The following is a 13,761-nucleotide window of genomic DNA, read 5'->3' on the forward strand; positions in this document are numbered from 1 at the left end:
TTCGGAACAGCTATTTAGCTTACCTACCCGGGCTGTTGGGCTGACCGTCAAGTATTCTAGGGTTTTATTCACCTTATCTTCAGTGACTATCAAATATCTACGGGACAGACCAGCACCTGACTCGCATTGCATCGACTTGTGCAATATCGAGCTGCAGGGAATTTTTTTATTATTAACGCCCTTGGAATCATTGGCTATGTCAGAGATGTTCCATCTTGTTTTCTCTGTACTTTTCACTTGTACGAAGTCAATGCACCCATCAGATAAGATATCGATATCGTCTGTGACCTCGCAGCGAATACTGCGGATAGTCTTATCACGAAGCATTCGGGTGACATGGTAAGCGGCTACACAGTCTTGAAATAGGAAACCGTGTTTAGCTGCTACACCACCTGAATCGTTTGATTCCATCTAGACATCCATGATAATTTTTCGAAAATTTAGAGAGTTCTTATGCCGTAGGCACTTGGCTACCAAAGTGTCCAAAAGCAGGGCCTGGATGAGATCGGACAACGCGCCTACGAGTACAATGACCCAACGGGGTACTCCGTGATCCAAACACTAATTTCAACACAGCTGACATCTGTCCTTATGTAAGAAAAATCCGTCCAGAATATATCTTTATAGAAATTAAAATGGAGCGAATAAGTAATTGGATTTCACCACAAAAGCAACTGATAGCGTTACGTTTTTTCCTAGTTACTAAAGTAGTTTCTTCCCGACCTCGACCTCAAATGCAGGACCTTAAGAGAAAATTAGCAAAAGTTTACCCTGAACGTTAACCGCTCTTCTAGGTGAATCCTCACTCCAGTTGATGAAAATGCTGCCCAACTAATATCCCCACCGGTTAAACACGAAGGGCATCTTATTGATGCCTATCTCTGTGCTCTCGCCAATTTGGGCAGATGCAGGTCCATAATGGAAATAAATCACTGGTTATGTTTGCGTTCATGTAAATGCACCAACTCATGAACCACAATAAATTCTAGGCATTCTGGGGGGCTTCTTGGCTAACTCAACGGCCCTCTCTTGCTTTGGGTAACTTGAAGGGAGTAGTGGCAATGACCTGCCCAAAGGAGTGCTATCAAGGAGCAGGACAGCCAACACCTAATGGCATGCTCACTGGCATACCGAAAAAACCACTAAAATAAAAAACCCAACTTTTTCAATAAGTTGGGTCTTTAAGATGGCGGAGAGACAGGGATTCGAACCCTGGGTGGCATTACTGCCACAATTGATTTCGAGTCAATCCCGTTCGGCCACTCCGGCATCTCTCCACGGGGCTTAACTTTTACCGGACCAGGCCTGATAAATCAACTTGAATCTCTTTAAAGATCAAATAACTGTCGATAAAAAAGACTATGCTACTGCGTTTGTTACCATGGCTGCTGTTATGGCCCGGGCCACGACACGTAGGCACAGTCCTGGAAGGTGATCCCACGCTCTTGGTACCTTACTGGCGCCCACGTCGCCAGACACAGGCTATGACAGATACCGGCTTGTTCACAATCCTGCCCTGCACATGACCCCATTCGTCGCATTATCCGGCACTGTCATAACAAAGTGCGAAAATTCCTCAAAATAGTGACTTATCCAGAGCAGACTCCTCTGTACCCCTTGCGGGACAGGCTGGTAATCACGAGTGGATTGGTTAACAATTTCACTTCTTTTTTCTGGGTGGGTAGTGACCCGCCTTCACGCGATCTGATAGGAAGTACCATGTTCAATGCTCGAATCGTCTCACTGCTGCTGGTGGCAGCCAGCCTCTGGACAACGCCAAGCGGGGCTACAACCTATCCCTTGCCACCGGCTGGCAGCCGCCTGATCGGTGAACTGGAGGACTACATAGTCCAGCCAGATGAACACCTTGAACTTATCGGCAAGCACACCCAGATTGGTTTTTTGGCACTGCTCGAGGCAAATCCCGGGGTTGACCCCTATTTACCCAAACCTGGTACACGCCTGACCCTGCCGACCCAGATGCTGCTGCCGGATGTGCCCCGGGAGGGCATAGTCATCAACCTGCCAGAACTGCGCCTCTACTATTTTCCCAAGGGGAAAAATGAGGTGATAGTGCTGCCCATCGGGATTGGCGATATCGGGAGAGAGACGCCAGAAATGATCACGACAGTGATCGCCAAGAACCCCAACCCGACCTGGGTGCCCGGCCCCATGGTGCGCAAATCCTGGCTGGAGCAAAAGGGGATCTCCCTGCCTGCCGTCGTGCCGCCGGGTCCGGACAACCCTCTCGGAAAATTCGCCATGCGCCTCGGTTATGGCAAGCGGGATTACCTCATTCACGGTACCAACAAGGAGTTTGGTGTCGGGCTGCGAGTCAGTGCAGGCTGCATTCGCTTGCGTCCTGACGATATAGAGGCACTGTTCAAGCTGGTTCCTGTCGGCACGACAGTGCGGGTGATCAATCAGCCGGTCAAGACCGCCATCGAACCCGATGGCAGTCATTGGCTGGAGGTGCATTCACCGCTCTCTCGCACCGAACTGGAGCTGGAGCAGGGCGCCCCCCTGATCCTCTCACCCGAGGTAGAGGCCTTTATCGCAGCGTCCGAGATCGACGGTGACAAGGTGGCTGCCGTGCTGAACAATAAGAACGGCATTCCACGCCCCGTCAGCGGCTAACGGCAACCCTGTGTTCATGAAGGACTTTCCATGAGATACCCCTTCTGGTTCTTGCTCTCTCTGTTGCTCAGCCCGATGGCGCTGGCCGATATCCTCTGGATGCACAACGGCGATCGACTGACCGGCACCATAGAGGAGATCACGGATGAACAGGTGCGCATAGCGCTGCCCTACAGCTCGCCGGTCACGGTCAAACGCGAGGCGGTCAAACGCTGGCGCCTCGAAAAACAGGACAAACCAAAACCGACGCTGAAGACAGGCATCACCCTGCTTGCGCTCACCCCGGATGACACGCGCGCCTGGCTCTGGACAGGCAGCAGCGATCTGAACGTGAAGCTGAAGCACAGCGAGAAGAAAACCAACAACGTCAACCTGAAGGCCACAACCGAGGTTGCCAATCTCGACTGGCGATACAGCCTGGATGGGGAGTACATCTACGAAACCGCCAACAACGTCACCAATAGCCATGAGTATCGGCTCAAACCCATGCTGGACTTCTTCTTCGACCAGAACTGGTTTGTGCGCTCCACCGTCGACTATCAATACCAGATGCTTGACCCAGACTACATGAATCTGGGTTATGCCTCAGGCCCGGGGTACAGGTTCTGGAACGACAAACGGCGACGGCTGGAACTGATAAGCCAAGCCGGATTGGAGCGTTCCTACTTCAGGCCGGGTTATTGGGACGACTTCATCATTCCCGATATCTTCAACGACAGGATCATAAACTATCCCCTGGTGGGCCTTGGCTGGGACTACCGCCAACCCGTTGCGCTCTGGTCAGAGCAACTGGAGCTGTTCAGCAAGGGCACCTACAAGCGCTATCTAGACCAACCCTCACCCTACATCACCCGGGAACAGGCCGTGCAGGGCAGCCTGGGGATGCGCTACTACTTCAACGATCACCTGCGCCTCTCCTGGTCGAGCGAGCTCGATTGGGAAGAGTCCAGATTGGATTATCAAGGTGTTCAGACACCGTTATCAGGCAAGAAGTGGCGCCATCTCATCAGCCTGGGAGCCAGCTTCTAGTCATCAGGGCAAACCATTCGGCGAGTGGATGAGCCCCAGACAGGCGGCACAACGCCAGAAATAAAACAGGCTCACCGAGGTGAGCCTGTTTTATTTCAATACTATTTACGCCACGGCGGTGACAACCGTCACGACATCAGAAGTAGATCCGGGTGACGGATTCAATGACACAGCCGGGACGACGAATGCCCTCAATCTCGACCTTGATCTCCTTGAGCAGCTCAAGACCGCCCTTGATCGGTGTCACTCTCAGCAGCTTGGTACGTGCGCGGATGTTGCTGTCCACCTTGATTGGATACGGAAAACGCACCTGATCCAGACCAAAGTTCACCACCATGCGGGCAGCAGGAAACTCGGGGGTCGCCTCGTTGATACTGCCCGTCAGACGTGGCAACAGCGCCAGGGTCAGAAACCCGTGGGCTATGGTGGTCTTGAACGGTGACTCGGCAACAGCACGCTCAGGGTTTGTGTGGATCCACTGGTTGTCGCCGGTCACGGCGGCAAACTCGTTGATCATCTGCTGACTGACCAGCAGCCACTCTCCCACATGGGTCTCTTCACCAATGCTCGGCTGCAGCGCAGCAAACAGGGCCGCCGCCTCACCACTCAGTTCAACCGCAGTCTCGTCAGTCTGCACTGGCTGACCATTGGCGGTCTGCACTTGCCGTACTGACTGGCTGTCAGCTTGCAGGTCCAGCACACGACCCAACAGAGGGTGGAGGTGTGCCTTTTGCTGAAACTCACGCCAGTAGTCACGGATCGCCGGAGAGAGCCAATCCTTGAGCTCAAAGGGGTGCTGCGCCAGGATTTCGCGCTTGCGCTTCAGAAAATCGACAACCTTCATCTACCGATCCCTATTCAATTCAAAGCCTGTAAAGAGGTCTAACCAGTCCTATTTTATGAAAGTTTCAACTGCAAGTGCAAAAAAATCTCAGCGTACAGCTGTACCAAGCAAAGAAGTGGTCACTAACACAAGTACGGCAAGCCTGATGGAACAAGGAGGAAAACGATTATCATGGCAGGTGCTTGCCACCATGAGTACAGATACAAAAAGGGGGATACCGACAGGAGGCTGCCCCTCCCCCGTCAAACACCGCCACGAAGCGCGGGTTGCCACCATTGCCCACAGGCGACCTCATCCAGGAAAGACCAGGCGAGGATCCGGCTCACCTTGTTGCCTTGCGCCATGTCGATCACCCGCACCTGGCGGGCCCCGACCTGGGCCAGTGCCTTCTTCGCCGCCGGCAGGTTCTCCTTCTTCGACACCAGCGAGCTGAACCAGAGGCACTGGGCAGCAAACTCCTTGCTCTGGACGATCATGGTGGCAAGAAACCCGGCCTCTCCCCCTTCACACCAGAGCTCGGCCTTCTGGCCGCCGAAGTTGAGCACTGGCTGCCCCTGCACGGTTTTACCAAGCTTGCGCTCACTGCCCTTGCTGGCCTCATCGAGCGATCCATGGAACGGCGGGTTGCACAGGGTCAGGGCGAAGCGCTCCTGCGGGCTTATGATGCCGCGAAAGACGTGTTTGGCATTGCCCTGATGGCGGCACTCTATCTGCCCGCCCAGACCGTTGCTTTTGGCCAGCAGAGCCGCCGCCTTGACGGACACGGGGTCGATATCGGACCCAACAAAACGCCAGCCATACTCGCGAGCTCCCAGCAGCGGGTAGATGCAGTTCGCCCCCACCCCTATATCCAGTACCCGCACGCCCTTGCCGGTCGGGACGCAGCCCGCACTCTCGGCGAGCAGATCCGCCACCCGATGCAGATAATCCACCCGTCCCGGAATGGGCGGGCAGAGATAACCCGCCGGCAGATCCCAGTGCGCAATGCCGTAGTGCAGTGCCAGCAAGGCCTTGTTCAGCGCCTTGACGGCGGCAGGATCGGCAAAATCCAGGGTCTGGGTACCGTGCTCGTTGACGAATACCAAGGGCCGAAGCTCGGGGGTACGCAGGCAGAGCGCATCAAAATCATAGGGAGCCTGATGGCGATTGCGTGGGTGTAATCCGGATTTGCGGTCGGAGTGGGTCTTCATGCTGGGCCTGCCGAGGGAAAACGGGCCCACACTATAGTGATTTGGCCCCAGAAAGTCTAAATAGCAGCCACAAAAAACCGGGCTTCAGGAGCCCGGTTCAAGTGAGGTTGGAAAAACAGTCCGTACTGCGAGCCGTTTGTCCAGCCTGACTCAGATATCGATCCGGCGTGCTTGCCAGAATCTGCTGCGCCAGTAGGAATTGTCCAGCTTGGAGCGCGTCACACCAGCACGGGTAGAGGCATGGATGAATTCACCATTGCCCACATAGATACCCACATGATTGAGACGACGATTTATCTTGAAGAAAACCAGATCACCTTCGACCAAGTCTTGTTTGGAAACGCGAGTGCCTTCATGGACTTGAGAGCGGGTATCACGGGGTAATTCGATGCCGACGGCATTGCGGAACACTTCACGGGCAAAAGCGGAACAATCTATGCCGCGTTCGCTGGTACCACCAAAGCTATAAGGGGTACCGCGCCACTCTTTGTACACTGTCAGGATTTCATTCACATCTGGGGTTTGCGAAGCTTCCGGTTCAATCACGGGTTCCATCATGGAAACTTCAATCTTGCTCGCAACCTCGGGCTGGGGTGCAGATGCACAACCCACCATTCCGAGCGCGACCAGTAGTAGTATCAGGTGGCGCAATCCTTTATCCCCGCAATGAGTAAAACTTGTTAAAATACGGCCCAGAAGGGCAATTTATAAGGCAACAGCACCCGACTATATCCAAGAATTCTATCGAGGCAAGCGAAAATCCCTATCGACATCACATTTTCGCAAGGAAATGCATTATTTTTCATGATTAATGTGATCATGGCCAAACAATATACAATCTCGAAAGCGCCCGTGCAGACTCGATCAAACTGACTTTTATCGCTGTTTCAGTCCTCTTTTAAAGTGAAAAATCATGATCTCTGTGGATCTCTATTTGTTAAAACCCGCCCAGGTCAGCGCCGCTCAGTTGGCCATGCTGCCAGAAACGCTTTCACCAACAGAGCTGCAACAGTGGCAGGAGATCCAGCATCCGGATCGGCGCCAGGAATTTCTGGTCAGTCGGTCACTGCTAAGGTGCCTGCTGGCCGCTCGCCTTCAATGCCAGGCCAGCGAACTGCTTTTTTGTACTCATCTCCACGGCAAGCCGGCGCTGAGTAACCCGCGCTGGCAGTTCAACCAGAGCCACAGCGGCGACTGGCTGGTGATCGCACTGTGTGCCACTGGACCGCTCGGGGTAGACATAGAGATGGGCAGGCGCCGTCGGCAGACGTTGCCACTGGCCAGACGCTTCTATGCCACCAGCGAGTATGAATGGCTCGCCGCCTTGCCGGCAGAAGAGCAGGACGGCGCCTTCTATCGGCTCTGGTCACGCAAGGAGGCGGTACTGAAGGCCCATGGCGGCGGCATTGCCGCGGGGCTCGACAAAGTTTGCTTTCTGCCGCAAGAGGGATGGCGCCTTGATAACCGGCTCGATGAGCACGAATACCGGGTGCAGGATTGGCCTATTGGCAGCGGCTGGCTCAGCCTCGCCGCCCCGACCCTGGCCGTCAACGGTTACCTGCTGGATGAAAACTTGAAATCCACCGCTATCAACCCCATGTTAACTCACACCATTTTCCAAGAGTCAGCCTCATGATCGTCGACATCAATCCCCAGAATTTTCAAGCCGCACTGATCGATGCTTCCATGAAAAAGCCGGTCGTCATCTATTTTCACGCACCCCAGATGCCGGAATGTCAGGGCATGACCCCACTGGTGGAGTCACTGGTTGGCCCGGACAATCCCCAGGTAACCTTGGCCAAGGTCGACATGAACGATCCGCAGTTGCAGCCATTGGCCAGCCAGCTCGGCCTGCGTGCCCTGCCCGCTCTGGTACTGTTCCATCAGGGGCGCCCGGATGAACAGGCCATTTTGGAAGGGCCGCAGGATGAAGCTACCTTGCGCCACTACTTTGCCGCCTTCGCTCCCAAGGAAGAGGAGCTGCTGTTCGAGAAGGGACAGCAGGCACTGGCAGATGATCAGGCAGATGTGGCCTATGCCCATCTCACCAAGGCCCACCAGCTGGCGCCGGATCGCCACGACATCAGCCTGTGGCTCATTCAGGCGGCGCTGGACATCAATCTGCTGGATGAAGCCCAGGAGCGGCTCGGCAAGATCCCCATGGCTGCGCAGGATGACCACTACCAGACCCTCAGTTCTCGTCTGGCGCTGGCGCTGCAAGCCGCAGACAGCCCTGAGCTGCGTGCGCTGGAAGCCCGTTACGAGCAGGAGCCGGACAATTTCACCCTGACCCAGGAGCTGGCGGTGCAATACAGCCAGGCGGGCCGTCAGGAGGAAGCACTGGCGCTACTGTTCACCATTCTCAAACGCGATCTGGCCTTTGGCGATGCCAAGAAGACCTATCTGGACATACTGACCACCATGGGTGCCCATCCGGCCGCACAGAGTTACCGTCGCAAGCTATACAGCCTGCTCTACTGAATAATGAAGGGATAAAAAGTGAGAGTGATGCCGAGAGATCGGCATTGCTCTGGCAAGGCGAGAGCATATGGAAGAAAAGCGGGGAATTGACGAGTTTCAGGCAAAAAAAAATGGCGCATGAATGCGCCATTTTTTCGCATGGATTACTTCTTGTAGGAAGTAGCCATGTTGTCGATGCGCTGGTTAGCACGCATAGCTTCTTGCTTGGCTTCTGCAACATCAGCAGCAATCTTGGATTGATCAGCACGAACTGCGCTAACATCTTGAGCCAGTTGGTCAACTTTGTTAGACAGATTCTGAACGGAGGTTTCCAGTTCGCTGGTGTTTGCACAACCGCCCAGCAGAGCGGACAGACCAACAACACCTACCAACAACAATTTTTTCATTTTTAAAAGCTCCCTTTAACTCGCCAGACGTTTAGCAAGCGGCGTGATTATGGCACAAAAGAATCATACTTTGGATAGGCCTCATCACAGATAAATGCATTAAAACCCTCATTTTTTTTTAGTTGCACACTTTATGTGCAAATTTTAATCAAAAACGAGTGCCTCTGGATGAGGTTCGCACAGAGCGTAACCAAATTTTGTGCTTATTACAATTTCGTATGAGGCTCAGGCAGAACGTTCTGACAGCAATTGACGATATTGCACCAGGTCCTCGATGGTCAGCACAGGCATCTGATGCAGGCGACCGAAGGCAACCAGGTCTGGCAGACGAGCCATGGAGCCATCTTCTTTGGTCAGCTCACATAAAACCCCGAACGGTTTGAGGCCGGCAAGCTGCATCAGATCGACTGTGGCTTCGGTATGGCCGCGGCGCGTCAGCACACCACCGGTACGAGCCCGTAACGGGAAGACATGGCCTGGGCGATGCAGATCGGACGGTTTGGCACCATCGGCGATGGCCGCGCGAATGGTCGTGATGCGATCGGCCGCTGAAACGCCCGTGGTAACCCCTTGCGCCGCCTCTATGGTGACGGTGAAAGCGGTCTGATAGTGGCTGGAGTTTGCCTCCACCATCATGGGCAACGCCAGCTGGCGAACGCGCTCATCGGTCAGACAGAGGCAAACGATGCCGGAACACTCGCGGATCATCATGGCCATCTGTTCATTGGTCATGGTTTGTGCGGCGAAAATGAGATCCCCCTCGTTCTCCCGATCTTCATCGTCGGCCACCAAAACGCCGCGACCGGCGCGCAAGGCCGCGAGCGCCGCTTCGACGCGCGCAAGGGGATCACCAAATTCACTGAGTAGAGACTGATTCATGGTAAGACTCCTAAATAAGACAAGGACCAGAATCAGGGCATGGAAAGGCAGACAGAGATAGGTATGCAGCGGCCGGCCCAACGAGGGCATGCCTGCAATATCTGTCTTATCCTCTTTCATCCGGACTATGACCGTCGGCTCCGGCATCTCACCGGATCTGCTGACCCCGACTCAGGTGTGAAACCAAAGTCGGGCGCTCGCGGGCTCCCCGAGTCAGATCGGGATACCGCCGGTGGGGAATTGCACCCCGCCCTGAGAATAAGCGCAGACAGCCTAAAGAAAAAAAACGCAGGATACCAGTCCAAAACCCATCAAAGATGAATACGGAACCGACCAGCGCCCGTAGACAACGACTTGACCCAAGGACGCACGGCGCGCTGTCTTTTCTGATTTTGTTTATGGCATAGTGCCTGAAAAAACGCGCTGCCTGCGCAGACTCAGGCGCCAACACCACAAACGGAATCATGACAGAGATGGAAAAGAAAATACTGCTGACGGATTGTCCGGACGCCAAGGGCCTCATCGCCAAGATCACCAACATCTGCTACAAGCACCAGCTCAACATCAACATGAACGACGAGTTCGTGGATCATGAAAACGGTCGCTTCTTCATGCGCACCGAGCTGGAGGGGCGTTTCAACGACGAGACCCTGCTGGCGGATCTGGATGATGCCCTGCCCGCCGGCGCCCAGCGCCGCCTGGTCAAGGCGGGCAAGAAGCGCATCGTCATCCTGGTGACCAAGGAGACCCACTGCCTCGGCGACATATTGATGAAGAACTATGCCGGTGCGCTGGACATGGACATAGTGGCGGTGATCGGCAACTACGATACGCTCGCCGAATTGACGGGCAAGTTCGACATTCCGTTCCACACCGTCAGCCATGAGGACCTGAGCCGCACCGAACACGAGGAGCAGGTACGTGCCATCATAGACGGCTACCAGCCCGACTATGTGATCCTGGCCAAGTACATGCGAGTGCTGACCCCGAGCTTCGTCGAAGCCTATCCGCGCAAGATCCTCAATATCCACCACTCCTTCCTGCCGGCCTTCATCGGTGCCCGTCCCTACCGTCAGGCCTTCGATCGCGGAGTCAAGCTGATTGGCGCCACCGCCCACTTCGTCACCGACGATCTGGATGAGGGTCCCATCGTCGAGCAGGACGTGATCCATGTCGGTCACGCCTTCAGTGCCGATGACATGGCCAAAGCCGGTCGTGACGTGGAGAAATCCGTGCTGAGCCGCGCGCTGGAGCTGGTGCTCAATGAACGGGTGTTCGTCTACGGCAACAAGACGGTGGTGTTCAAGTAACCCACCTGCCGCACCACGCCAGAAACAACAAAGGCTCCCGAGGGAGCCTTTGTTGTTTCTGCCACCGACTTACAGCGGCAGGCCATTGATGGTCATGGCACCCTTGTCGAGCTTCAGCTCGGCGGTCAGCTGGGCCTTGTCCGCCTTGAGATACCCCATGGCAGCGAACTGTTCCAGCATGGGGGCCAGTTGCGGCACCGCTTTGCCCAGTTTGTCACTGAGATTGGCATGCATCAGGCCGGAGAGGGCATGCATTCCCTGTTCGCTATTGAACAACTGTTCCAGCGAGGTGGATGCCAGCTTGACGTCCCCCTTCATGGAGACAGGCTCACCGTTGAGCTGGGCGCTCAAGTCCACCAGCTCCAGGGTCGCGCCGCGCTTGAGCAGCTTGTCCAGGGCTTGCTGGATGGCTTCATCTTCCACCCCTTGCCCGCTGGAGGCTTGCAGTGCCTGATAGCCTTCCAGATCCAGCCCTTTCAGATTCAGGGCCAGCTTGCTCTGGGTCAGCGCCAGATTATCGGTCTCGTTCTCCAGATTGAGAGTATCCACCTTCATCTGATAGCTGCTGGAGAGGGTCTGGGCATCATCGCCTTCCAGTTGGGTTTCCGTGGTCAGGCCCTGCAGTGACACCTTGACGCTGTCTGGCAGCTGCACCGACAGCGCAGAGAGGGTCATGTCGCTACGGGGAGAGAGCCAGATCCCGCTGATCTCGGCCATGTCGGCGCTGCCCTTGAGCTCGGCCAGCACCATGTCCATCTTGCTCTGCTCTTCATGCAGTGTCATGCCCTGCCAGTGGAAGGTAACGTGACCGTTGCCATCCATATCGCCGCGGTAGTCGCCCGTCATCGGCAGGAAACTGAACTCGTCGAGCCCCTGCTTGACCTTGAACTCGTTGGCCCAGAAGCGGCTGCTGTTGCTCATGGTCCAGAGGCTGCTGACCGACTCTATGCCAAACTGCCACTGCTCCAGCTTGAGGGCGCTGAACACAGTGGCCAGCGTGCCCTGCTTGGTGTCGAGCAGCATGTTGCTCTTGATATAGAGCGGCAGAATACGACTGTTGACGATGAACTGCGCCTCGACCGGCTCGCTCCCTTCCAGCTGACCGTCCAGGCTGGCCAGAGTTTGCGGCGTGACCACCACCTTCAAGATGCCGTCACGGGTAAACAGGTTGCTGGCGCCAGGCACCCAGCTCAGCTCGACGCCGCTCTCCTGCTTCACCTTGGCGATCTGCTCGTCCATGATGCGGTCAAACGTATTGCCCGTGTACCAGCAGGCACCCAGCCCACCCACTACCAAGGCCGCACACACGGCCAGCGTTACTCGCTTCTTCATTTTTATATGATTCTCCAAAGGCTCATTGCCGCACTCTACGGGGCGATATCGGGGCTAGGCAAGTCCAATTCAGCATCGACCGCAATTATGTAATGTCACAGCAAGGGACTGAACAGATAGAAGATGTTCTCCATTACCTTCTTGTACCTGGGACGATCGCGCCACTTGGCCAGGGACATGGGTGTCGCCTCCGTCATATAACCCTGTACCAGATGGGTCATCTCGGCGACAAACAGCGGGTTGTCGATGAGCAGGGTCACCTCGAAGTTGAGCCAGAGGCTGCGTCTGTCCAGGTTTACCGTGCCCACCAGTGCGAAGTCGTCATCCACCAGCACGCTCTTGGTGTGGAGCAGTCCGGCATCGTAGCGATAGACTTCAACCCCGGCCTCCAGCAGCTCCTCCATGAAGGCATTGCAGGCATGGTTGGCCATGATGGAGTCATTGCGCGCAGGCAACACCAGTTGCACCTGCACCCCTCGCGCCGCCGCCGAGGAGAGCGCCGCCGCCAGGGGATCGTCCGGCACGAAATAGGGGGTGGTCAGCACCAGGTGGTGACGGGCCTGGTAGATGGCCAGCAACAGGCTCTGCTGGATGCAGTCACCGCCAACGAAGGGGCCGGACGGGATCAGCTGGGCCCGGTAGTTGCTCTGGGGCCAGGCTTCCGGATCATGCTGCAGGCTGTCGAGCAACCGCTCGCCGGTCTCCATCTCCCAATCCCAGACGAAGATGGACCACATCAGCGGCACCACGGGCCCCTGCACCCGGATCATGATATCGACCCACTGGCCTACCCCGGCGTTCTGCTTGAAGAAGCGGGGATCCACCATGTTCATGGAGCCGGTGTAACCCACCCTGTCATCGATCACTACCAGCTTGCGGTGCATGCGCAGATCCTGGCGCTGGAACGGGATGCGCCAGGCACCGACCGGCAGCACCTCCACCAGTTTGACCCCGGCCTTGCGCAGCTTTTTGGGCCAGTGCGAGCGGAAAAACGCCTTGCTGCCCATGGAATCGAGCAGCAGACGACAATCCACGCCGCGCGCCGCCACTTCCATCAAGGCGTCGCACACATCGTCGGTATCGCCGCCGGGGTGCCAGATGTAGTACTCCAGATAGCAGGACTGGGAGGATTGGCGGATGTCGCGCGCTATCTCGCGCAGTATCGATTCGGGTTGGCTCAGCAAGGTCATGCGGTTGCCGGAGAGCATGGGCATGGCCAGCCGCCCCTGGATCAGATCGTGCAATGGCTGGGCCTTGCTGCCCACCTCGCAGCAGTGCTGGGGAAAGAGCCTGGCCAGCTGCCGGATCCAGATAGCGTAGGGGCGGTACATGGCCTTGGCCCGTTCTGCGCGGCGGCGACCGAGCCGGATCTCGCCAAACAGCACATAGAAGCCGACCCCGGCAAACGGGATGGCATAGATGAGCGCCAGCCAGGCCAGCGAGACGCCGATGGGGCGCCGCTTCATCACCACCCGCAAGGAGATCCCTGCCACGATCACGGTGTGAAATAGCAGCAGCAGCCAACCAAGAAACTGGGAAAACAGCAGCTGGATGTCGTACTCCAAACCATTGATCAAGAGGACTCCTTTTACATCAGGGTAAATGCGGTGGGCAGACCCCACGGGGCCAGGATGGTATGCTGTGAAACACATCCATTCTATCAGGTCGTTAGC

Annotated in this window: 14 protein-coding genes, 1 tRNA gene and 1 riboswitch; of the genes, 5 read left to right on the plus strand and 10 right to left on the minus strand. The window is 56.0% G+C overall.

The window, feature by feature from the left end; translation table 11 throughout:
* From AXW79_RS05210 to AXW79_RS05215, 3 genes are all read right to left on the minus strand, one after another.
* Positions 1 to 411: dsDNA nuclease domain-containing protein (locus tag AXW79_RS05210; RefSeq protein ID WP_011898495.1), on the minus strand; the 411-nt coding region annotated here is incomplete at its 3' end.
* 518 nt (positions 412 to 929) lie between these two features.
* Positions 930 to 977, minus strand: coding sequence for a hypothetical protein (locus AXW79_RS24105; protein WP_231112216.1), 48 nt, complete (start codon positions 975 to 977; stop codon positions 930 to 932).
* A gap of 210 nt (positions 978 to 1,187) precedes the next feature.
* A tRNA-Ser gene (locus tag AXW79_RS05215) sits at positions 1,188 to 1,277 on the minus strand.
* A gap of 442 nt (positions 1,278 to 1,719) precedes the next feature.
* Between AXW79_RS05215 and AXW79_RS05220 the strand changes: the two genes are divergently transcribed.
* Positions 1,720 to 2,637: a L,D-transpeptidase family protein gene (locus AXW79_RS05220; RefSeq protein WP_005316739.1), complete on the plus strand. Its 918-nt coding sequence runs from the start codon at positions 1,720 to 1,722 to the stop codon at positions 2,635 to 2,637.
* Positions 2,638 to 2,667: 30 nt separating this feature from the next.
* Positions 2,668 to 3,666 carry a DUF481 domain-containing protein gene (locus tag AXW79_RS05225; RefSeq protein ID WP_005316742.1) on the plus strand — a complete coding sequence of 333 codons (999 nt, stop codon included), beginning with the start codon at positions 2,668 to 2,670 and terminating at the stop codon, positions 3,664 to 3,666.
* 136 nt (positions 3,667 to 3,802) lie between these two features.
* On the opposite strand, the gene AXW79_RS05230 is transcribed toward AXW79_RS05225, so the two are convergent.
* The 3 genes from AXW79_RS05230 to AXW79_RS05240 all read right to left on the minus strand — a co-directional run bounded on the left by AXW79_RS05230 (position 3,803) and on the right by AXW79_RS05240 (position 6,315).
* Positions 3,803 to 4,510, minus strand: coding sequence for a MaoC family dehydratase (locus AXW79_RS05230; RefSeq protein ID WP_005316745.1), 708 nt, complete (start codon positions 4,508 to 4,510; stop codon positions 3,803 to 3,805).
* A gap of 242 nt (positions 4,511 to 4,752) precedes the next feature.
* Positions 4,753 to 5,700 (minus strand): 23S rRNA (adenine(1618)-N(6))-methyltransferase RlmF, encoded by a 948-nt coding sequence (rlmF, locus tag AXW79_RS05235; protein ID WP_005316748.1) that lies wholly within the window; start codon positions 5,698 to 5,700, stop codon positions 4,753 to 4,755.
* A gap of 150 nt (positions 5,701 to 5,850) precedes the next feature.
* Entirely contained in the window at positions 5,851 to 6,315 is a 465-nt protein-coding gene (locus AXW79_RS05240) for a C40 family peptidase (RefSeq protein WP_011898493.1), read from the minus strand.
* A gap of 298 nt (positions 6,316 to 6,613) precedes the next feature.
* Here AXW79_RS05240 and AXW79_RS05245 point away from each other — a divergent pair, with 298 nt between their 5' ends.
* Entirely contained in the window at positions 6,614 to 7,336 is a 723-nt protein-coding gene (locus tag AXW79_RS05245) for a 4'-phosphopantetheinyl transferase family protein (protein ID WP_005316754.1), read from the plus strand.
* Positions 7,333 to 8,181, plus strand: coding sequence for a tetratricopeptide repeat protein (locus AXW79_RS05250; RefSeq protein ID WP_005316757.1), 849 nt, complete (start codon positions 7,333 to 7,335; stop codon positions 8,179 to 8,181). The genes AXW79_RS05245 and AXW79_RS05250 overlap by 4 nt, the downstream gene beginning before the upstream one ends.
* 143 nt (positions 8,182 to 8,324) lie before the next feature.
* Here AXW79_RS05250 and AXW79_RS05255 read toward each other — a convergent pair whose 3' ends face one another.
* Together AXW79_RS05255 and ribB are read right to left on the minus strand one after the other, a co-directional pair.
* Positions 8,325 to 8,567, minus strand: a complete 243-nt coding sequence (locus AXW79_RS05255) for an Lpp/OprI family alanine-zipper lipoprotein (RefSeq protein WP_005334342.1) — start codon at positions 8,565 to 8,567, stop codon at positions 8,325 to 8,327.
* 225 nt (positions 8,568 to 8,792) lie between these two features.
* A complete protein-coding gene (gene ribB, locus AXW79_RS05260; RefSeq protein ID WP_005316761.1) occupies positions 8,793 to 9,446 on the minus strand; it encodes a 3,4-dihydroxy-2-butanone-4-phosphate synthase in 654 nt (217 codons plus the stop codon).
* A gap of 104 nt (positions 9,447 to 9,550) precedes the next feature.
* Positions 9,551 to 9,710, minus strand: a riboswitch (FMN riboswitch).
* 209 nt (positions 9,711 to 9,919) lie between these two features.
* Between ribB and purU the strand changes: the two genes are divergently transcribed.
* Positions 9,920 to 10,756, plus strand: coding sequence for a formyltetrahydrofolate deformylase (gene purU, locus AXW79_RS05265; RefSeq protein ID WP_011898492.1), 837 nt, complete (start codon positions 9,920 to 9,922; stop codon positions 10,754 to 10,756).
* A gap of 69 nt (positions 10,757 to 10,825) precedes the next feature.
* Here purU and AXW79_RS05270 read toward each other — a convergent pair whose 3' ends face one another.
* Together AXW79_RS05270 and cls are read right to left on the minus strand one after the other, a co-directional pair.
* Entirely contained in the window at positions 10,826 to 12,088 is a 1,263-nt protein-coding gene (locus AXW79_RS05270; protein ID WP_005316767.1) for a DUF945 family protein, read from the minus strand.
* A 95-nt stretch (positions 12,089 to 12,183) separates the two neighbouring features.
* Positions 12,184 to 13,665 (minus strand): cardiolipin synthase, encoded by a 1,482-nt coding sequence (gene cls, locus AXW79_RS05275; protein ID WP_005316769.1) that lies wholly within the window; start codon positions 13,663 to 13,665, stop codon positions 12,184 to 12,186.
* Between the last annotated feature and the right edge of the window lie 96 nt (positions 13,666 to 13,761).

The sequence above is a fragment of the Aeromonas salmonicida subsp. salmonicida genome (assembly GCF_001643305.1).
Lineage (GTDB): Bacteria > Pseudomonadota > Gammaproteobacteria > Enterobacterales > Aeromonadaceae > Aeromonas > Aeromonas salmonicida.

Bases quoted from the DNA above. Each gene is read 5' to 3' on its own strand.
- AXW79_RS05220 (WP_005316739.1), top strand. From the start codon at position 1,720: ATGTTCAATGCTCGAATCGTCTCACTGCTGCTGGTGGCAGCCAGCCTC.
- AXW79_RS05225 (WP_005316742.1), top strand. From the start codon at position 2,668: ATGAGATACCCCTTCTGGTTCTTGCTCTCTCTGTTGCTCAGCCCGATG.
- AXW79_RS05230 (WP_005316745.1), bottom strand. From the start codon at position 4,510: ATGAAGGTTGTCGATTTTCTGAAGCGCAAGCGCGAAATCCTGGCGCAG.
- rlmF (WP_005316748.1), bottom strand. From the start codon at position 5,700: ATGAAGACCCACTCCGACCGCAAATCCGGATTACACCCACGCAATCGC.
- AXW79_RS05240 (WP_011898493.1), bottom strand. From the start codon at position 6,315: ATGGTGGGTTGTGCATCTGCACCCCAGCCCGAGGTTGCGAGCAAGATT.
- AXW79_RS05245 (WP_005316754.1), top strand. From the start codon at position 6,614: ATGATCTCTGTGGATCTCTATTTGTTAAAACCCGCCCAGGTCAGCGCC.
- AXW79_RS05250 (WP_005316757.1), top strand. From the start codon at position 7,333: ATGATCGTCGACATCAATCCCCAGAATTTTCAAGCCGCACTGATCGAT.
- AXW79_RS05255 (WP_005334342.1), bottom strand. From the start codon at position 8,567: ATGAAAAAATTGTTGTTGGTAGGTGTTGTTGGTCTGTCCGCTCTGCTG.
- ribB (WP_005316761.1), bottom strand. From the start codon at position 9,446: ATGAATCAGTCTCTACTCAGTGAATTTGGTGATCCCCTTGCGCGCGTC.
- purU (WP_011898492.1), top strand. From the start codon at position 9,920: ATGGAAAAGAAAATACTGCTGACGGATTGTCCGGACGCCAAGGGCCTC.
- AXW79_RS05270 (WP_005316767.1), bottom strand. From the start codon at position 12,088: ATGAAGAAGCGAGTAACGCTGGCCGTGTGTGCGGCCTTGGTAGTGGGT.